Here is a 19,441-nt window from a genome sequence, read left to right as displayed (position 1 = left end):
AAACCGGAACTTCGCTGCTTACGTCGTAGCCTTTGGCGGATTCACGAAAAGCGGACGTTGCGATGCTGTGAAGCGCAAGTTTTGTGACTTATAATGTCTTCCGATGTTGTCTGTTTGGCTGGGGGCATTTTGCGATCCAAAAGCACATCCACCCGGGAACGCGCCGCCGACAGGCTTTCAAGCGAAACGCTGATCAGTGCCGGTTTCAAGTGTTGGCTTGGCGTGAACCTTTTTCTTTGGAGCCGCAAGATGCCGGATATCGAAAAGTCATTCACGTCCGTCACGCGCCCTTGCCGAAAAGCTCACGCGCCATTTTTTCCGAGAGCAGACCGTCAGCTACATCGCGGGCCACGGCTTCGGGTTGACGCAATGCTGGATCGCCGTAGCCCCCGCCGCTGGGGCCGGTCGAGACAAGCTTTTCGCCTGTCTTGACCTTGAAATAGGGCACTTTGGACGGAAGGTCGGTGATGCTGCCATCGGTATGCACGAGCTTCAGCATCGCCTTGAAGCCATCCTGTCCGCCCTCAAAGCCCCAAGGCTGGAAGGCGTGGCCCTCGCCCTCTAGCGAGAATCCGGCCTCATCTAGGAATGTGAATTCCCGGATCGCCCCGATACCGCCGCGCCACTGGCCCGCAGCCATTGCCTCTTCACGGAGTTCGTAGCGGTCGACGCGAACGGGAATGTGGGATTCGATGTCCTCGATCGGGTTGTTGCGGGTGTTGGCGTAAAGCGTGTCGACAGCGTCCATGCCGTCCAACCCGCAACGACCACCATAGCTGCCTTCCATGATCTCCATATGCACCCAGTGGTTGCCTTCACGCAGGCCCGAGAGTGCGACGACGCGCAAGTTGCCGATGCCGGCTGAGACTTGCCGGGGCACGATCTGCGAAAACGCCTTCATCACTGTATCGGCAAGCTGGTTGCCGGGGCAAAAGCGGGCGATCACAGGAGCCGGGAAGGTGGGGTTCACCAACGTACCTTCAGGCGCTGTAATCGTTATGGGGCGTGTCAGACCGGAGTTTTGCGGAATCTCGCCATAGGTGACCGTGTCCAGGAGGATTGAGCGCACCGTGAGCCACACCGCGCAATCGACAGTCCCCACAAAGGGCATATTGATGGGCTTGTCGGGGACTTGCGGCGCAGTTCCTGTGAGATCGACGGTAAGGTCGTCCCCTCGCACCATGAGCGTCACCACCAAAGGCAATTCGCGCCGCGCGGGGTTGGGGTCGTCCAGATACCCGTCGATCTTGGTGGTGGCGGTGTAATCGCCATCGGGAAGGGCCCGAATGGCATCGCGCATCAGGCGTTCGGAATAATCCATCAGATCGTGGAACGCGGCCATCGTCGCGTCGAGGCCATACCGGCCCACCAGATCCAGTAGGCGCGCAGCACCGATGCGGGCAGCTTCGATCTGCGCCTCCATATCGCCCACCACAAGGTCTGTGGCGCGGATGTTGGCGCGCAGGATGTGCCAGACCGCGTCGTTACGCTTGCCCTGATCGAAGCATTTGATCGCCTTGAATTGAAGCCCCTCGGCATAGGTGTCGACTGCATCGACGATACCACAAGAGCCGGGCGAAAGCGCACCGATATCGAGGTGGTGGGCAGTGGTGACCGACCAACCGATAAGCCGATCCTCGAAAAAGACAGGCACGCAGAACGCGACATCCGGACCGTGAGACGCGCCGCCATAGGGATCGTTGTGCATAATGACATCGCCGGGGCGTACGGGATCCCCCCGTTCGGCTAGCACGTCGAGAACGTTGCGCACGTAGCCTGGGATCGGGCCGGATTGCAGCGGGGTGGACATCTTGCACTCGCACATCTGCAGGCCGTCGGCGTCGGTCAGGGCTGCGCCGAAATCCTCGGATTCGCGAATGATCGACGAATAGGACATGCGCATCAGCTTGTGTCCCATTTCCAGAGCGATGCTTTCAAGCGCGCCTTGGATCACGGCGCCGGTGACGAGGTCGATGCGGCTCATGGCTTTGCCTCCAGTGTGATGATGACGCTTCCGGTCTTGTCCACCTTGGCGGTGGCACCGGGGGGAACGACGGTGGTGCTGTCCTTTTGCAGCAGGATTGCCGGGCCGGGCAGCGGCACGCCCAAAGGCAGCAGATCGCGCCGGTAAACTACTGTCGCGAAGGTTTCGAGGCTCCCGTCCTTGCGGAACACCGCATCGCGGGTGAGAACGTGTGCGTCTTCCAGGCTACCGCCGCCTGTGTAAACCGGGAGGTCGAAAGGCTTTGTATGGCCGCGTGCAGTCAGACGAAGATTGACCACCTCAATCGGGCTGTCGCGAAAGGCGTGGCCATATTCAGAGGCGTGCAAGGCATGGAAGCGGTCCCAGACCGCCTGAAGGCTAGCCTCGGAAATGTCGCCCGCGTCGAAGGGCACCCGCAGTTCGTAACCTTGACCAAGATAGCGCAGATCGCCCGCACGTTCGAAGGTCACATCCTCGGCAAAAACGTGGTCTTCGGCCAGACGGGCCTTCAGGTCAGCCTCCATCGTATCAAATTCGCTGTTGAAACGCGCAAGATCCGCAGTTTCCGAGACTTGGAATTGCGTGCGGATGACATCGTATTTCAGATCGGCCACCAGAAGGCCAAGCGCCGATGTGATACCCGGATGGGGCGGCACGATGACTTCGGGCAGTTCGAGCACCTGCGCCACCTCGGCCCCCTGCAACGGCCCGGCACCGCCCATCGCGACAAGCGAGAATTCGCGCGGGTCGATACCGCGTTGTACGGTGCGCGACCGGATGGCGTTGGCCATGTTCGCATTGAGAATGGTCAGCACGCCTTCGGCGGCCTCCAAAGGGTCGAGCCCAAGCTCAGCGGCCAAAGTGCCGATGACCTTTTGGGACGCCTCAAGGTCCAGCCCCATGTCACCGCCAAGGAAGTCACCCGGTTCGAGCCGGCCCAGAACGAGGTTCGCGTCCGTCACAGTGGGTTGTGTGCCGCCGCGGCCATAGGCGGCCGGCCCAGGATCGGCACCCGCACTTTGTGGCCCGACGCGGAACGCGCCGCCCTGATCGACATAGGCGATAGAGCCGCCGCCCGCGCCGATCGTGTGGATGTCGAGCATCGGCATCAGCAGCGGGAACCCTGCGATGGAGGTGGAGCGCGCGTCCGTTTCGGCACAGACGCCGTCGACGGCAATGCCGATGTCTGCTGATGTGCCGCCGATGTCGAAGGTGATGACTTTGTTGCGCCCGCATTTGCCGCCCACCCAGACGCCGCCCAGAACGCCGGCTGCCAAGCCCGACATCATCGTGAGCGCCGGGTTTTCGGTGACCATGCGCGGGGTGGCCACGCCGCCGTTCGAGGCCATGATGCGAAAATCGCCGGTGACACCCACATCGTTCAGCGCCCGTTCGAGATTGGCCACGTATCGGCCAACCTTCGGACCGACAAAGGTTGCGAGGGCAGCCGTGGTAAAACGCTCAAATTCGCGGAACTGCGGAGAGATCGACGAGGACGTGGTGACAAACGCGTCGGGCATCACCTCTGAGACAATGGCTTTGGCGCGCTGTTCGTGATCGGGGTTGAGATACGAGAACAGAAAGCAGATCGCGACTGCATCAACGCCGTCGTCCTTCAGTTCCTGTGCCGCGGCCCGAATGGCATCTTCGTCCAGCGGGATCAGCTCTTCTCCGGTGGGCGGAACCAGTCGCCCCGGCACCGTCTTGCGATAGCGGCGCTGGATCAGGGGACGGTCCTGCCAAGGGATCTCCTGCATGATCGAATAATGGTTGGGCCTTTGGTGCCGCCCAATGTGAAGCACGTCGCGGAACCCGTCGTTGGTGATCATCCCGGCGCGCGCGCCTTTCGCCTCAAGCACCGCGTTCGTTGCGGTGGTCGTCCCATGAAGAAGCTGGGTGACCTGCGCGGGATCAATGCCACTTTGCTCCATCAGCGCTTTCAGCCCGGTCATGACGCCCTGAGAGGGGTCATCCGGCGTGGTCGAAACCTTGTGGATGCCCATCTCGCCGGTTTCCGGATCGAGGTAGATCAGATCCGTAAACGTACCGCCCACATCAACGCCAATTGTCTTCATGTCCGTCCCCCAAGTTGCGGCAAGCATGCGAAGCGTTAGTGTTGCTGCGCTGGATGTCCGCAGCGAGAGACGATTTCGGTACGACGGTTGAGGCTAATTGCCCAATAATTGGACCATAGGGGGGCATCCCGCTCAATTTTTGCGCATTTCGGCGCGTCTGTGTTCAAGTGACAGCGACCCGCTCTTGCCGCGAATCTGCTCAACAGGATGGTGGCCCACGCGGCCTGAGTTCGGGCGCAGTGCAGCCCCTTGGCACAACGGAGACCACGATGCGCGCCGTGATTTTTAATCGCCCCGATGGCCAGCCTTCCTCGACTGTGATCCAAGACATGGACACCACCACGCCTGGCGCTGGTCAGGTTCTGGTTCGCAATGCCTTTGCTGGGCTGAACTACGCCGATCTGATGATGCGAACCGGCATCTATCCGCATCCCAAGGGCTATCCCCTAGTGGCCGGGCTCGAGATGTCGGGACACGTCGAGGCCTTGGGGCCGGATGTGCAAAGTATTCAAATCGGCCAACGGGTTGCAGCCTTCAGCGAGGACGCGGGCGCTTTTGCGGAATATTGCGTTGTGCCTGCGGAACGTGTGGTGGCGTTGCCCGATGCCGTCTCGCTCGAAACCGGGGCGGCTTTTTACATTCAGTCCATGACCGCGTGGAACCTCCTTCACACGGTCAGCACCACGCGCCCCGGCGACGTCCTGTTGGTCCATGCGATCGGCGGGGGTGTGGGATTGCAGTTGACGCAGATTGCCAAGGCAGCGGGGGCTCGTGTGATCGGCACCGTTGGAACGCCTGGTAAAGACACCCGCGCGCTTGAATTCGGTGCTGACCGGGTCGTTCTGCGCAGCGAAGAGGATTTTGTCGATATCGCGCTGGAAATGACCGGCGGACGCGGGGTCGACAAGGTGGTAGACAGCACAGGCGCGTCTATCCTCGACCGCAGCTTTGATGCGATCCGGCCCTTGGGTCATGTGGTGAGTTATGGCGAGGCGGAGGGCAAACCCTATCCCACCCTTTGGGAACGCATTGTGCAAAAATCACTGACCTTCACGCGGCTGCATGTTGGACATCTGGATTACACCTCCGATGCTTGGCGCGATGGAACGCGTACAGTTCTTGGCATGATTGCCGATGGTAGTCTTAAGGTTCCCGTGGAGGGCTGTTTCACCCTCGATACTGTCAACGAAATGTTCGATACGCTCGCGTCCCGCCAAACGGCGGGCAAACTTATCATGCGGATTGGTGACGCGCCGGATACTTGACCCAGAGTTGACCCACATTGAAACAGAGACGCCGCCAGGCAGCGCGTTTCATACTCCTGTCAACAGATCCTTGAGCGTTCCCGAACCGGCGCGCGGGCGGCTCAGATCAAGCGCGGAATGCAGGTCGACAAGATGGCTTTTCATTAGTGCCTCGGCCTCCTCTGGACGGTGCCCCTCTATCGCGCGAACAAGGCTTTCATGGTCGTGATGACCGCAGATCGCGCTCTCGCGCCGCCAATACAGGGCCACCACCAGAGATGACCGGGCAATCAGCGTTTCAATAAATCCGGTGATCGTCTGCTGTCCTGCGATCTTCGCAATTTCCACATGCAATTGCCCGGACAGGTAAAGTGCAAGGCCGCGATCACCTTCCGTGGACGCCTCGTGTTCGTGCGCGACGTGGTGAAGCAATTTCTCAATATCGGCAGAGGAGGCGCGGCGGGCAGCTTCGCGCGCGGTGCGCGGTTCAAGCAGTTCGCGCGCCTCGAAAACCTCTTGCGCGTCTCTCGGGCTTGGCTGTGCGACGAATGCACCGCGATTGCGCTTGATCTCAACCAGCCTGTCATGCGCCAGCGTGCGCAACGCAGTGCGCACAACGGTCCGAGAGACGCCGTAGACCTCGGCCAATTCATCCTCGCCCAGCTTTATGCCGGGGGACAGCTTGTGCTCATGAATGGCACGGGACAGGGAATGGGAAATCGCCTGATCAGGGGGAAGCAAGGCTGTCCCAGTCGATTTCCTCACCGCCTCAAAATCTGCATCACTCATAGATTTCCGCTCTTTTCACGCAAGTTTGCCATGGAATCGGGGCGTGAACGCTTTTTTCTATCCGTAAAAGTCCCGGGTCAGATTGTGTACAATTTTGTGCTGAATTATGCGTCCACTGTCATTTGCGTCGCCTAATAATCCGGCATTTGAGAAAATTGAAGCCTGTGTATCCAGTTTCAAGATTGCTCCATTTGGGCCTCTGCTTCCTTCATTGGTTCAGAACAGGAGCAGAGCCTTGGAACAAGAAACGCATCTGGAACTCGTCGCAGTGACGAAACGGTATGGATCGACCGTGGCCGTGAAAGCCGTGGATCACAAGTTTAAGTCCGGCAGCTATACATGCCTTCTCGGGCCGTCGGGTTGCGGGAAATCCTCGACACTGCGGATGATTGCCGGGCATGAAAGCGTTACCGAAGGTTCGATCGTTTTGGCGGGGCGTGACGTGGCGAACTTGCCGCCCGCCAAACGCGGCACGGCCATGATGTTTCAGAATTATGCTTTGTTTCCGCATTTGTCGGTTCGCGAAAACGTGGCATTCAGCCTGAAGATGAAGGGCGTGGACACCGCGGTCCGTCACAAAAGCGCTGATGATATGCTAGAGCTTGTGCATCTGAGCGAATTGGCCGACCGGATGCCGGACCAGCTGTCGGGCGGGCAGCAGCAGCGCGTGGCATTGGCCCGTGCGTTGATCACACGTCCCCAAGTCTTGCTGCTGGACGAGCCCTTGTCGGCACTGGACCCATTCCTGCGCATCCGCATGCGCGCCGAGCTGCGCAAGCTGCAAAAGGAACTGGGCATCAGCTTCGTACACGTCACCCACGGTCAGGACGAGGCCCTCGCGCTTGCAGACGAAATTGTCGTGATGAACAACGCGGTGATCGAACAGGCGGGACCGGCCCGCGACGTCTTCAATGCGCCCAAGACCGAATTTGTGGCGAAGTTCATGGGCGGTCACAATGTTATCGCACTGCCGCAGGGCAAGGTCGCGGTGCGCTCTGACGTGGTGGCCCCAACGGGACCGGGTGCTGGTCGCATCGAAGCCACTGTCGACACGGTCGAATATCAGGGCACCCATGTTTCCATCCTGACCAAATCCATAGGGGACACCGAAATCACGGCACTCGTGTCGGATGCCGCCTTCTTCGCAAACCCACACAACCCGGGCGACACCATCGGACTGACCTGGGACGAAAAGCATCAGCACGCTCTGATCGCCTGAAACACGAATTCCCAACAAGGAGACTTTCAATGACACGATACACGAAACGAAACGGCCTAAGCCGCCGGACCATGCTGAAAAGCGGCGTCGCCGCAGCGGCGGGAACGCTGGCGGCACCGATGGTCTGGGCACAGTCGAACATCGTTCTGCGCCAAGCGGGCACAGGTGTGTCGGCCTTCAACGAGATCGCCGAAAAGGCGTTCGAAGATCTTGGCATCACGCTTGAAATGACGGCGCTTGATTCCGATGCGGTGACCCAGCGCGTGGCAACCCAGCCCGACAGCTTTGACATTGCCGACATCGAATATTGGATCTGCAAGAAGGTCTGGCCCACGGGCAACCTGCAAGCGATGGATACATCGCGGGTCCTCAACTACGACAAGATCGCCGGAACCTTCCGCACCGGTAAGTTGACCCTGGCCAGCGAGATCGCGCAGGGCACGGCACCTCACACTGTAGGCTTTGTCGAAGGCGTCGACGGCACTGATTTCGTCGACAATGAATCTGGCTGGATGACCTTGATCCCGACGATCTACAACGCGGACACGTTGGGCATCCGTCCTGACCTCATCGGTCGTCCGATCTCGAACTGGTCAGAGCTTCTGAATCCGGAATTCGCAGGCAAGGCGTCGATCCTCGACATTTCGTCCATCGGCATCATGGATATGGCGATGGTCTGCGAGTCCATGGGTGAAATCACCTATGCCGACAAAGGCAACATGACCCGCGAAGAGATCGACAAGACCATGGCGATCTTTACAGAGGCCAAGAAGAACGGCCAGTTCCGCGCCTTCTGGAAGTCGTTCGACGAGTCGGTCAACCTGATGGCATCCGGCGAAGTCGTGATACAGTCGATGTGGTCGCCCGCGATCACCGCGGTCCGTGCACAAGGCGTCCCATGTGTCTACCAGCCGCTCGAAGAGGGCTATCGGTCCTGGGGTGGCGGCATGGGTCTGGCGGCATCTCTTGAAGGGGCCAAGCTCGACGCGGCTTACGAATACATCAACTGGTACCTGTCCGGCTGGGTCGGCGGCTTCCTGATGCGTCAGGGTTACTACTCGGCTGTGCCAGAAACCTCCAAGCTTTTCATGTCGGACGACGAATGGGGCTACTGGTACGAGGGCAAGGAAAGCCAGGGTGAGATCGTCAGTCCTTCGGGTCAGGTGCTGGAAGGCCCAGGCGCGGTGCGCGACGGCGGATCGTTCCTCGAACGGATGGGCGCGGTTGCTTGCTGGAACTCCGTTATGGATGAAAACCAATATATGGTGCGCAAGTGGAACGAGTTCATCGCAGCATGAGCGAGACCATCGGAGAGGCGCGCAAGTCGCGCCTCTCTTTGTCCGCCATCGCCGACAAGATCGCAGCGAACAAAGCCGTCTCGGGCTGGCTGATGGCCGCGCCGCTGGCGCTTGTTCTGCTTCTTTTCCTCGTGATCCCCATCATCATGATCGCGGTCGTGAGTTTCTGGCGGGCAACCGAATTTTCGATCATTCCTGATTTCGTTTTCGAAAATTACGAGTTTCTACTGACCTCTCCGGTCACGCTCACCGTTTTTATAAACACGTTCAAATACGCGATTGTCACGTGGATCTGTACGCTTCTGATCGGGTTCACGGTGGCGTATTATCTGGCCTTTCACATCCGCGAGATGCGTTGGCAGGTCGTGATGTTTTTGCTGTGTTCCATCCCGTTTCTAACCTCGAACATCATTCGGATGATTTCGTGGATCCCCTTTCTGGGCCGCAACGGCATCGCCAATTCGACGCTGATTTCATGGGGGGTGATCGACGAACCGCTTGAATGGCTCTTGTTCAGCGACTTTTCGGTCATTCTGGCCTTTGTGCATTTGTACGTACTTTTCATGGTCGTGCCGATTTTCAACACGATGATGCGCATCGATAAATCGCTGGTCGAGGCCGCACGGGATGCAGGGGCCACCGGTCCGCAGATCCTTTGGAACGTAATCATCCCTCTGACGAAGCCGGGGCTGATGATTGGCACCATTTTCGTGGTAACCTTGGTGATGGGCGACTTCTTCACCGTGCGGATCATGTCCGGAAGCCAATCAGCCAATGTGGGTCGCCTGATCTCGAACGACATCGGGCTGCTGCAGTATCCGTCCGCGTCAGCCACCGCAATCGTGCTGCTGATCACGGTGCTGCTGATCATCGGAATCCTGCTGCGATTTGTCGACATTCGAAAGGAGCTGTGACGAGATGGAGCCGCGCCCAAGATCGTTTTACATCCTCACCGGGTTCTTCGTTTTGTTCCTGCTGTTCCTCTATGGTCCGACGCTGACCATCGGCATCCTGTCGTTTCAGGGGCCGGGTGGGGGGCTGACCTTCCCGATGCGGGGGACATCATTGCATTGGTTCCGCGAGTTGTTCGAACAGCAAGCTGTGGGCGACATCTGGGGAAGTTTCCGCCGGTCGTTGGTTCTGGGCCTGATGGTCATGACCACAACGGTTGTCGTGTCGGTCATCGGCGGCCTTGCTTTCCGCAAACGCTTTCCGGGTTCGACGGTGCTGTTTTACCTGATCGTCACCGCCTTGGTGATCCCGTCGATCCTGATCTCGCTTGGCGTTGGTCTGATGTTTGATCAGGCCGGGATGACGGTGCATTGGTCCACCTCGGGTTACGGCGCGCAGCTGACCTGGACGCTGCCATTCGGTCTTCTGATCATGTTCGCGGTCTTCAATCGTTTCGACAAAAGCTATGAGGAAGCCGCGCGCGATCAGGGTGCAACCGCATGGCAAACGCTGCGCTACGTGGTCTTGCCGATCATCGCGCCGATGCTACTTGGTGTCGCGTTGTTCGGATTTACCCTTAGCTACGACGAGTTTGCACGCACGCTGCTCACATCGGGCAGCCGCAACACCCTGCCGCTGGAAATCTACGGCATGACGACAAATGTCACGACGCCGGTGCTCTATGCGCTCGGCACGCTGACCACCGGATTTTCCTTGCTGGTGATTGGCACGTTCATCACCGTGACGACATACCTCGCGCGCAAACGGGCGAGGGCGGCATCTGATGCGGGCAAGGGCCTGGTATGATCGTCTTGATCAACCCCAACAGCACATCTTCGATGACCGAAGAGATGCTGCACGTGGCCGAAAGGGCTGCGCCCGGTATAAAAATCGCAGCATGGACATCGCATGATGGCCCCCCCGCGATAGAAGGGCCAGAGGACGGCGAGGCCTGTGTTCCGCCGCTTCTGGCGCTCGTGGACAAGGCTGTGAAGGCCGGGGCGAAGACGATCATCATCGGCTGTTCCGACGACACTGGCCTTGCTGAAGCGCGTGCGATGACGTCGTTTCCCGTCATCGGGATAGGGCAGGCGGGCTATCATATGGCCGCACTCGCGGGTCGCCGATTTTCGGTCGTGACCACGCTGGAGGTCTCGGTCCCGATCCTTGCCGCCAATGTTGCCGCCTACGGCTTGGGCGGTCAGTTGGGTCGTGTGCGTGCCTCGGGCGTGCCGGTTCTGGCGCTCGAGACGGACCGCGACGCATCGACCAAACGTGTGCTGGAGGAAATCGCCAGCGCGGCACAAGAGGACGATGTGCAAAGCGTTGTATTGGGATGTGCAGGCATGGCCCACATCCCCGCCTTGGCCCCGCCTGACAGCCCTGTCCGTGTAATCGACGGGGTTGCTGCTGCCACGCGTTTCGCCGTCGCTCTGCAATGAAAGGATGATCTGATGACCCGGAAACTTGTGACTGCGGCCGCACAGATGGGGCCTATCGCCAAGGCTGAGGACCGAAAGAGCACGGTTGGCCGACTGATCGAAATGCTTCGCGAAGCGCATGGCAGGGGCTGCACATTGGTCGTGTTTCCAGAGCTTGCGCTGACCACGTTCTTTCCCCGCTGGATGATTGAAGACGAAGACGAGCTCGACAGCTATTACGAAACTGAAATGCCGGGGTCCGCGACGCAACCGCTGTTCGATGAGGCCAGCAAACTGGGGGTCGGGTTTTACCTGGGCTACGCGGAACTGATTTGGGAAAACGGCGTCAAACGGCGCTTCAACACGTCGATCCTTGTGGATGAAAGCGGCAAGATTATCGGCAAATACCGCAAGGTGCATCTGCCCGGGCACGCCGAACCGCAGCCGGGCCGTGACTTTCAACATCTCGAAAAGCTTTTCTTTGAGCCTGGCGATCTGGGCTTTCCAGTCTTTAATGGCTTTGGCGGCAATATGGGCATGGCGATCTGCAATGACCGCCGCTGGCCTGAAACCTACCGTGTGATGGGCCTGCAAAACGTTGAAATGGTCATGCTTGGCTACAACACGCCATTTGGCCATGTCGGCAACCTTGCCATGGATTCCCTGACGCTGTTTCACAATCACCTGTCGATGCAGGCCGGGGCCTATCAGAACGCCACATGGGTTGTCGGAACCGCGAAATGCGGTGTCGAAGAAGGCTCACCCATGGGGGGACAAAGCGTGATCATCGCCCCCTCGGGCGAAATCGTGGCGCAGGCCGTGACTGTCGAGGACGAAGTCATCACCGCGTCCTGCGACCTCGATATGGGCACGCTTTACAAAAAAACAATTTTCAACTTCGCGGCCCATCGGCGGCCCGAACACTATGGTCTGATCACCGAACGTATCGGTGCGGGCACCCCACTTTAAGAGGAGACCGAGATGTCTAAGAAAATCATGTGTGCCATCGGAACGGACGTCGATTCCGTAGCTGGCTGGATCGGATCCTACGGTGGCGGCGACAGCCCCAACGACATCCAGCGTGGCATTTTTGCGACCGAGGTCGGCGTGCCACGTCTGCTGCGTCTGTTCGACAAGTACGACATGAAGACAAGTTTCTTCATTCCCGGCCATTCGATCGAGACCTTCCCCGAGGTGATGGACAAGATCGTCGAAGCCGGTCACGAAATTGGCGCACACGGGTATTTGCACGAAAATCCTGTGGCCATGACGCCGACGCAGGAAGAAGAGGTCTTGGTCAAATCCATCGAATTGATCAAGGGACTGACGGGTGCCGCGCCCAAGGGCTATGTCGCGCCTTGGTGGGAAATGTCGGCCTCGACCGCTGATCTTCTACTAAAGCACGGGTTCTCTTACGATCACAGCCAAAGCTACCGCGATTTTCAGGTACATTATGCCCGCACCGGTGATGAATGGACGGTGATCGACTATACCAAGACCGCAGGCGAATGGATGAAACCGCTCAAGCGCGGGCCCGAGATTGACCTCGTTGAGATCGACGCTAACTGGTACGTGGACGATCTGCCGCCAATGATGTTCATCAAGAAAGCACCGAACAGCCATGGATTTGTCGATCCGCGCGTGATCGAGCAGCTTTGGAAAGACCAGTTCGACTGGGTCTACCGCGAAATGGATTACGGCGTTTTCGCCATCACCATTCACCCGGATGTGTCAGGTCGTCCACAGGTCTTGCTGATGCTGGAGCGGCTGATCGAGTACATCAACGGCCATGAGGGCTGCGAATGGATGACCTTCGAATCCATCGCCAACGATTTCCGCGCGCGGTATCCGTTTGATGGCGATGCCCGGCCCGAGGTGATCTGATGTGCAGCCTTTGCGGCTTTCCGGCGGCTCCGGGCCACTGGACCGAAGCGGGAGCGGCCACGGCGCATGACCGCCTGCGCGAACGATTCCGCCGGGGCGCGATGCTGTCGAACCTGCTGCGCCCCGTGGGCATCAGCGTACATGATGGCGGGCTGGTGCCCGGCATTCTGGTGATGGGACCGGGCGGCGCATCCGCCATCGTCCCGAACCTCGAAGTGCTCTGGATCGAGGTGGACCGCATCCTCGGGCGTCCCTTCGACCCGTTGGAGACGTGAGCGAGGGACGGCTGCGGCTGACCATCGTCGGCGGGTTTCTTGGCTCGGGCAAGACGACGTGGTTGCGGCATCAACTTTTCGCGGGCGGCTTTCCTGCGGCCCACGTGATCGTCAACGAAGCGGCAGGCACGCCAGTGGATCACGGCTTGCTTGAGGGTACCAATGACCAGACCGTCCTGGCGGGCGGCTGCGCCTGTTGCGACGGAAGCCAGACCTTTCAAGACGCGCTTCTGGAGATCTGCGATGCGCGCAGCCAGATGACCGATCCAACGCAGCGGGTTGGGCAGCTTGTACTTGAAACAAGCGGCCTAGCTGACCCCGCCGCCATCGTGGATCTCATCCAATCCCATCCCGTCTTGATCCGCCACATCGTGGTGCACGAAACCATTGTTGTCGTCGATGCGCTTTACGGCCAGACCGCGCTGGAAACAGAGCCTGTAGCACAGGCCCAGATCCGTGCCGCCGACCGGCTGATCCTGACCAAGATCGATTTGGCCGGTCCAACCGAAACCGGGCGGTTGCGGCGCATGCTGCACATGCTGGCACCCGGCGCTGCGCAATCCGGGTCGTCGTTCGGCAGCCCCGTTGACCTTCCAACAATGGCGGCGAAGGCAGTTGTGCTGCCGAAGCTCGCGGCGGACAGCGCTGCGATCACCACCTGTCAGCTTGATCTGGGACCAGACCCTGACTGGACGGCGCTGACGCTCTGGCTCTCGGCACTGTTGCATGCCTACGGAGACCAGATCGTACGGGTCAAGGGGGTGATCTGCTCTCCGGCGGGCCGACTTCTTGTGCAAGCGGTGCGCAACCGCGTGCCATCCCCCGAAGTGCTGCCGGAAACCGAAACTGCTGCGCCCGAAGACAACCGGCTCGTGCTTATTGGGTCGGGCCTGTCTTCAAACGCAATCGAGCGCTCTTATCAGCTCGTGAGAGACACCGGATGAACCCGCAATTGCGGTTACCACACGACGCGAACCTGCAAGCCAAGGCTACGCTTGTAAACTTCGTTTCGTCCGTTAGCTGTGCGTTAGAACTGAAGATGCTGCGCAATCGATCAATTTCCGCTTTGCAGAAGCTGCAATGCGGCAGCATAGCATGGGATGAAGGTACGGTTTGGGCCGAAAACGATTACCTCCCGTTGGTCGAACGACCATCCATGTCAACGCCATGTCAACGAGCGTACGTCATTTTTTGAGCGTGAGGCACTGTGAATGTGGGCTGATGTCAGCGAGTTTCAGGGCTGAAAATTTGTGAATTCAAAGGCTTGCCGCCTATGTCTTTGAAATTTATAAGTTATTGGAATCGTTGAATAATGGGCTCATAACCTGAAGGTCGTAGGTTCAAATCCTACCCCCGCAACCAAAATTACTCGCGTTTTCAAACGCTTATGCGCCGCCCTCCGGGGCGGCGTTTGCGTTTCCAACACCTGTGGAAGCACTGTGGAAGCAAAAGGGCCCGAAGAACTTCATGTAGCTGCGTAAACCCGCATGTGCCTACGTCGTGGCACTCTTCAGCAGATCTCGGATCCCATCCTCACTCCATGGCCTGCCTGACGCGCTCCGAACGCGGTCGAAGTTGAGCACGTCCGCAATTTCTTTATGGATATGACCCGCTGCACGAAGTCGACTGGCTGCATCAAGAGCACGGCCGACGCGCTCTGGCTTGGCTGTGGTTCAATCGTACTGCCGCTTGCGCCATTCACCGAAGTGCTGATGGGGATCGAACATCGCGCCACTGATGATGATCTCGTCTGCCGCTACGACTTCCAACTTGATCGGCGATCGTACAAGCCATTCCCGGAGATGTTTATTGAAGAAAGCCCACGTCGAGAAGAGCGTCCGGAATGCTCGGACCCGCCTGTGGCAGGTGACACGCGACATTGACTATGCGACTCCTACGTTAGTTCGCGAAACCTAGATGCGGTTGCCCAACATGAATGCCAGTATCTGTCTGGCAGTATATTGGAAGTTGGATGAGGGTTATATTCCACATACCTCCCCAAAGGCTTTCATGAAACCCGGCAAGTACTGCGTGGCAAACCCTGAGTTCATGCGTTTGCCTACCGGATCTCGCATGAACGCTCGACTGATATTGACCTGGCCTTGTCTATCCATGATGTTGGCATGACAATAAAAACGGCCAATGGGCCAAGGGAGGAATGATGAATATTTTTAAGGTCGCTGCGGCGACCCTTGCTGTTGTCGCCGCTCCCGCGTTTGCGGAATACCCCGAACGCGAAGTACTTGGCGTTGTAATGTGGGGCGCTGGTGGTGCTACCGATACCGTGGCCCGGGCCGTCAATCCCGCTGCGGAAGAAGCGCTCGGCAAGCCCATCGTCGTGCTGAACAAGTCGGGCGGTGCGGGGGCTATTTCCACCGCGTTTGTGAATGCAGCACCGGCGGATGGCTATACGTTCCTTTACGGTGCGGAGAACCCGCAGCTTCACGGTGTCATGGGGGTCTCTGACATCGATTATGGCGACATGTACCCGATCAACATTCTTGGTCGTGGCGTTGCTGTCATCACTGTACCCGAAGAGTCCAAGTATCAAAATTTGAGCGACCTTCTGGATGACATTAAAGCCAACCCCGGTTCGATCAAAATGGGCTCGACCGGTCCAGGTGGCTTGCCGTCCACGATCGGAGCATTGATCTCGAATGCAACCGAATTTGATGTCACAGCCATTCCTTTCGACGGGGAAGGCCCGGGCCTAATCGCAATGCTTGGCGGCGAGGTAGACTTCATGCCAACGGGCATTTCGGCAGCGGCTGAGCAGGTCAAGGCAGGCACAATGCGTGCGCTTGCCGTGATCAACCCCGAACCGGTTAACACCCTGCCGGATGTGCCGGCGATCACCGATACGCTGCCCGAGATCGAGCGTTTCCTGCCATGGGGACCCTTCTATGGCGTCTTCGTTCGTGCCGATGTGCCCGAAGATGTGAAAGCCACTCTGACCCAGGCGTTCTCCACCGCAGCCATGGATGAGACCTTCCTTGAACTCATGGCAAACCGCGGAAACGTGGTCATGAACATGAGTGGACAAGAGGCTGTCGATTTCCTTGCTAAATGGCAACAGGTCACAGTCTGGGCGCTTCAGGATACGGGTGCCGCCAAGGTCAGTCCGGAAGAGCTGGGCATCGCACGTCCTTGAACCTTTCGGCCGACCCACCTGCACGGGGGTCGGCCAGTATACATCATATGAAACCCAATGACACACTCCGGCCGGGAGAACGGCTCTTCGCGCTTCTTCTGGTGATCTTCGCCGGTTACGCGTTCTGGGAATCCTACGGAATATCCGGATTCCGTGGACTTACGACGGGTGGGGTCATGCCAATGCTTGCCTCGTGCGTAATGCTTTTGACCGGTCTGGTTTTCCTGTCAGATTCGCTTCGAAAGCCCCGTGCGCCGGATAGCGGTCTCGCTGGGGTGATTGCTTACTTGTTTCCGTTGCGCGTCGTCTTGTTTACACTGTTGGTGGCGATCTACGTCGCTGCGATCCCTAGCGTTGGCTTTCTATCAGCCTCCGGAGGGCTCCTGTTCTTGACAATATGGGCGCTCTGGCGCAAGGGTCCAATTCCAGCGCTATTGATCTCGCTTTTGTCAATTGGGGCGATCTATGTCCTGTTTCGCGTCGTCTTCCAGGTCGTTTTGCCCATTGGGAGCTTGTGGCGGTGATCGAGATTTTAGGTTTCTTCGCGACCTCTTGGCTAGACCCTTCGCTTCTGTTTCTGACGGGGCTTGGAACATTCGCGGGCATATACATCGGCGCGATCCCAGGATTGTCGGTCACAATGGCTGCATCGATTCTGATTTCGTTTACGTTCAAGTGGGATGTAAACTCGGCCCTTGCCCTGATCGCAGGAGTCTATGTGGGAGGCGTCTATGGCGGCGCACGCACCGCGATACTCTTGAACATTCCCGGCGCGCCAAGCGCGATTGCAACGGCGATTGACGGTTATCCGCTTGCAAAAAAGGGGCTTGCCGGTGAGGCGATCGGCATCTCGACCGTCATGTCGGTAATCGGAGGCCTGATTGGTGTCGCAGCCCTTGCCATCGCCGCGCCACTCATTGCTGACTTCGCGATCAAGTTCACCTCTCGTGAATACATGCTGCTCGCGATCATCGGAATTCTGTTGGTCGGCACGTTATCAGGTGAAAGCTTCGCGAAGGGTGCTTTCGCGGGTGCTTTGGGTGTGATGATCGGCATGATCGGTCTCGACCCCATGACGGCCGAGACCCGGTTCACGTACGGATCGATCAACCTGATGGGCGGAGTGCCTTTCGTCGTAGCAATGATTGGCTTTTTTGGCGTGGCGGAGGCGCTTGCGCAGCTTGAGCAAGTCGATACGGTGGCAATCAAACAAAAGGTTGGGCGGATCGTGCCTGCTTGGTCGGACGTGCGTCGCTACCTATGGCTGGGCCTGAAATCATCCGGGCTTGGCACGTTGATCGGCGCACTACCCGGTACCGGTGGGGACATTGCGGCGCTTCTTGCCTACGATCAGGCCAAGCGCAGTACTAAGAACCCTGACGTTCCCTTTGGCGAGGGTGCTAAGGAAGGTCTGATCGCGCCCGAGACGGCAAACAATGCTGCCGTCGGCGGGGCGTTCGTCCCGATGTTGACGCTGGGTATTCCAGGCGATGCAGTTACCGCGATCATTATTGGCGCGCTCTACATTCATGGGCTGAAGCCCGGGCCGCTGCTTCTGACGGATACTCCGCATCTATTCTGGTTCATCGTCGGGAACCTGACACTGGCGAATATCTTCCTGCTGGTCTTTGGCCTAACTGGAATCCGGATTTTCACCAAGGTCGTCGAATGCCCCCGCGCCATCCTGATCCCTCTCATTGTGATCCTGTCGGCCGTCGGGGCATATGCCATTCAGAATAATCCGGTTCACATCACCTGGGCCCTAGCTTTCGGTGTGATGGGTTACTTCCTGAAGCGCTATGGTTTCCAGGTCGGTCCGATTATCCTCGGTGTGATCCTGGGGCCGATGATCGACGCCAACTACCGCCGTGCAATGATCGGAGCACAAGAAAATATCGGAACATTTATCTACGATCTGCTTAGCAACCCGATTTCGTTCGTATTGACTTGCGCGCTGCTGCTCATGTTCGTTACCCAGATACCCTTCATCAAGAACCGTAAGCGCGACAGGCTTCGTTCCTAAACGGGTTGCCTCCTTGGCCAGATTGCCGGCGATGCGCTCGACACGGCGGTGGAGTTGCGGTCAGCGGCCGAACGCCACGCGGCAGACGGTGACGGTGCGAAGCTGGTCCGTCAGCAACTCGCCCGCGCGCGCTATCATGAACCGGAGGACTTCGAGCGCAAGATGGGCAGGGTGATCACAGCGTTCCAGTACTTGATGTGCGACACGCCCGTCGCCGATGCGGTCACCGTCTCCCGTGGCGCAATGCTGTCTTGTCGTGTCGCCCCGTCGCGGCGCCCGACATCCTGCATCCCCGCCCGCAGGAATATTGGCCTGATGATGCTCTGGATCTTGCGGAAGCACTGCTTGCCTCCTGTCGGACGGGACACACCGCGGCGAATTCCACTAACTCATCGCAGGAGGCGACCTTGAGCGATTTCGAGAACCTGACCGACCAGCAGAGATTTCTACTTCAGGTGAAGCTGGACGGCTTCATCGAAGCGGCTGTCCTTGCCGCACGAACTCAGAGCATCGGGCTGTCAGAAGCCCTCTTCCTGACGACATCAGCCATTCTCCGCGAGTTTGCGGCGCATGGCGTCCCGCGAGACAAGTTGATCGAGGCATGGGGGAAGGCCATGGAGTCGATCTATTCGCCGTCGCATGAGATTGTTCATTGATACTTCAGCGGATCACAGAAAAGTAGCCTACGCCCAATGACCGCCGCCCTCCGGGGCGGCGTTTGCGTTTCCAGCACCATTTTGAAAGCAAGAGAGAGTGAACTCCTTTTCCAAGGAGCAGGATTTCGCATGGCGTTCAACGAATGAACAACGCGTTGTGTCGCAGCCATTACTTGCTCGAAATAGCCTGGCTTCTAAAGGACTAGCCCACCGATTGGGCTATTGCCACAGACAAGAAGAAGATTGAAGCATCGCGCTTCGGCAAAGCCCGTGGGCATGCAATTCAAACTTTACAGCTTGCAAAACAATCAAATTGCAACTTTTCTCTAGGTGGTAGTTCGGTGTGTTTGAGTACACATCAAGACCGGCCTTGGGTGAGAAAATGGATCATTTCGAAAGCGCTAACCTGTATGTTGGCAGCTTCGTCCGGAGGCGGAAAAACACTCGTGATACGGGTGTGATTGTAGAAAT

At 58.4% G+C, this 19,441-nt stretch carries 19 protein-coding genes; 15 read left to right on the top strand and 4 right to left on the bottom strand.

What is annotated here, in order from left to right:
* Nucleotides 1–280: 280 nt before the first annotated feature.
* Together MCRY_RS21150 and MCRY_RS21145 are read right to left on the bottom strand one after the other, a co-directional pair.
* Nucleotides 281–1,984 (bottom strand): hydantoinase B/oxoprolinase family protein, encoded by a 1,704-nt coding sequence (locus MCRY_RS21150; RefSeq protein WP_085633592.1) that lies wholly within the window; start codon nucleotides 1,982–1,984, stop codon nucleotides 281–283.
* On the bottom strand, nucleotides 1,981–4,059 hold the full coding sequence (locus MCRY_RS21145; protein WP_085633590.1) for a hydantoinase/oxoprolinase family protein: 2,079 nt from the start codon (nucleotides 4,057–4,059) through the stop codon (nucleotides 1,981–1,983). The genes MCRY_RS21150 and MCRY_RS21145 overlap by 4 nt, the downstream gene beginning before the upstream one ends.
* Before the next feature lie 269 nt (nucleotides 4,060–4,328).
* On the opposite strand from MCRY_RS21145, the gene MCRY_RS21140 reads away from it, so the two are divergent.
* Nucleotides 4,329–5,324, top strand: a complete 996-nt coding sequence (locus tag MCRY_RS21140; protein WP_085633588.1) for a zinc-binding dehydrogenase — start codon at nucleotides 4,329–4,331, stop codon at nucleotides 5,322–5,324.
* A 48-nt stretch (nucleotides 5,325–5,372) separates the two neighbouring features.
* Here MCRY_RS21140 and MCRY_RS21135 read toward each other — a convergent pair whose 3' ends face one another.
* Complete coding sequence (locus tag MCRY_RS21135; RefSeq protein ID WP_085633586.1) at nucleotides 5,373–6,092, bottom strand: GntR family transcriptional regulator; 720 nt, start codon at nucleotides 6,090–6,092, stop codon at nucleotides 5,373–5,375.
* Between the two features lie 235 nt (nucleotides 6,093–6,327).
* Between MCRY_RS21135 and MCRY_RS21130 the strand changes: the two genes are divergently transcribed.
* From MCRY_RS21130 to MCRY_RS21070, 13 genes are all read left to right on the top strand, one after another.
* Nucleotides 6,328–7,311, top strand: a complete 984-nt coding sequence (locus MCRY_RS21130; RefSeq protein WP_244897948.1) for an ABC transporter ATP-binding protein — start codon at nucleotides 6,328–6,330, stop codon at nucleotides 7,309–7,311.
* 29 nt (nucleotides 7,312–7,340) lie between these two features.
* Nucleotides 7,341–8,609: an ABC transporter substrate-binding protein gene (locus MCRY_RS21125; protein ID WP_085633583.1), complete on the top strand. Its 1,269-nt coding sequence runs from the start codon at nucleotides 7,341–7,343 to the stop codon at nucleotides 8,607–8,609.
* Nucleotides 8,610–8,701: 92 nt separating this feature from the next.
* On the top strand, nucleotides 8,702–9,523 hold the full coding sequence (locus MCRY_RS21120; protein WP_244897949.1) for an ABC transporter permease: 822 nt from the start codon (nucleotides 8,702–8,704) through the stop codon (nucleotides 9,521–9,523).
* Nucleotides 9,524–9,527: 4 nt separating this feature from the next.
* The gene (locus MCRY_RS21115) at nucleotides 9,528–10,367 is read left to right on the top strand and encodes an ABC transporter permease (RefSeq protein ID WP_085633579.1); all 840 of its coding nucleotides are present in this window, start codon (nucleotides 9,528–9,530) and stop codon (nucleotides 10,365–10,367) included.
* A complete protein-coding gene (locus tag MCRY_RS21110) occupies nucleotides 10,364–11,002 on the top strand; it encodes an aspartate/glutamate racemase family protein (RefSeq protein ID WP_085633577.1) in 639 nt (212 codons plus the stop codon). Before MCRY_RS21115 ends, MCRY_RS21110 begins: the two co-directional genes overlap by 4 nt.
* Nucleotides 11,003–11,014: 12 nt before the next feature.
* Nucleotides 11,015–11,950, top strand: a complete 936-nt coding sequence (locus MCRY_RS21105) for an N-carbamoyl-D-amino-acid hydrolase (RefSeq protein WP_085633575.1) — start codon at nucleotides 11,015–11,017, stop codon at nucleotides 11,948–11,950.
* A 12-nt stretch (nucleotides 11,951–11,962) separates the two neighbouring features.
* A complete protein-coding gene (locus MCRY_RS21100) occupies nucleotides 11,963–12,865 on the top strand; it encodes a polysaccharide deacetylase family protein (RefSeq protein ID WP_085633573.1) in 903 nt (300 codons plus the stop codon).
* Nucleotides 12,865–13,140 (top strand): hypothetical protein, encoded by a 276-nt coding sequence (locus MCRY_RS21095; protein ID WP_085633571.1) that lies wholly within the window; start codon nucleotides 12,865–12,867, stop codon nucleotides 13,138–13,140. The genes MCRY_RS21100 and MCRY_RS21095 overlap by 1 nt, the downstream gene beginning before the upstream one ends.
* Entirely contained in the window at nucleotides 13,137–14,084 is a 948-nt protein-coding gene (locus MCRY_RS21090) for a CobW family GTP-binding protein (RefSeq protein WP_244897947.1), read from the top strand. Before MCRY_RS21095 ends, MCRY_RS21090 begins: the two co-directional genes overlap by 4 nt.
* Before the next feature lie 654 nt (nucleotides 14,085–14,738).
* Nucleotides 14,739–15,023, top strand: coding sequence for a hypothetical protein (locus tag MCRY_RS21085; protein ID WP_085633569.1), 285 nt, complete (start codon nucleotides 14,739–14,741; stop codon nucleotides 15,021–15,023).
* Between the two features lie 278 nt (nucleotides 15,024–15,301).
* On the top strand, nucleotides 15,302–16,291 hold the full coding sequence (locus MCRY_RS21080) for a tripartite tricarboxylate transporter substrate binding protein (RefSeq protein WP_085633567.1): 990 nt from the start codon (nucleotides 15,302–15,304) through the stop codon (nucleotides 16,289–16,291).
* Nucleotides 16,207–16,815: a tripartite tricarboxylate transporter TctB family protein gene (locus tag MCRY_RS23670; RefSeq protein ID WP_085633565.1), complete on the top strand. Its 609-nt coding sequence runs from the start codon at nucleotides 16,207–16,209 to the stop codon at nucleotides 16,813–16,815. Before MCRY_RS21080 ends, MCRY_RS23670 begins: the two co-directional genes overlap by 85 nt.
* Nucleotides 16,806–18,314, top strand: a complete 1,509-nt coding sequence (locus MCRY_RS21070; protein ID WP_342351698.1) for a tripartite tricarboxylate transporter permease — start codon at nucleotides 16,806–16,808, stop codon at nucleotides 18,312–18,314. The genes MCRY_RS23670 and MCRY_RS21070 overlap by 10 nt, the downstream gene beginning before the upstream one ends.
* A gap of 60 nt (nucleotides 18,315–18,374) precedes the next feature.
* Here the strand turns inward: MCRY_RS21070 and MCRY_RS21065 are convergent, their stop codons facing one another.
* Nucleotides 18,375–18,656 carry a hypothetical protein gene (locus MCRY_RS21065; protein WP_085633562.1) on the bottom strand — a complete coding sequence of 94 codons (282 nt, stop codon included), beginning with the start codon at nucleotides 18,654–18,656 and terminating at the stop codon, nucleotides 18,375–18,377.
* Between the two features lie 65 nt (nucleotides 18,657–18,721).
* On the opposite strand from MCRY_RS21065, the gene MCRY_RS21060 reads away from it, so the two are divergent.
* Entirely contained in the window at nucleotides 18,722–18,970 is a 249-nt protein-coding gene (locus tag MCRY_RS21060; protein WP_085633560.1) for a hypothetical protein, read from the top strand.
* Nucleotides 18,971–19,441: the final 471 nt, after the last annotated feature.

This window comes from Marivita cryptomonadis (assembly GCF_002115725.1).
Taxonomy (GTDB): domain Bacteria; phylum Pseudomonadota; class Alphaproteobacteria; order Rhodobacterales; family Rhodobacteraceae; genus Marivita; species Marivita cryptomonadis.
This window is presented reverse-complemented; position numbering and strand designations above follow the sequence as displayed.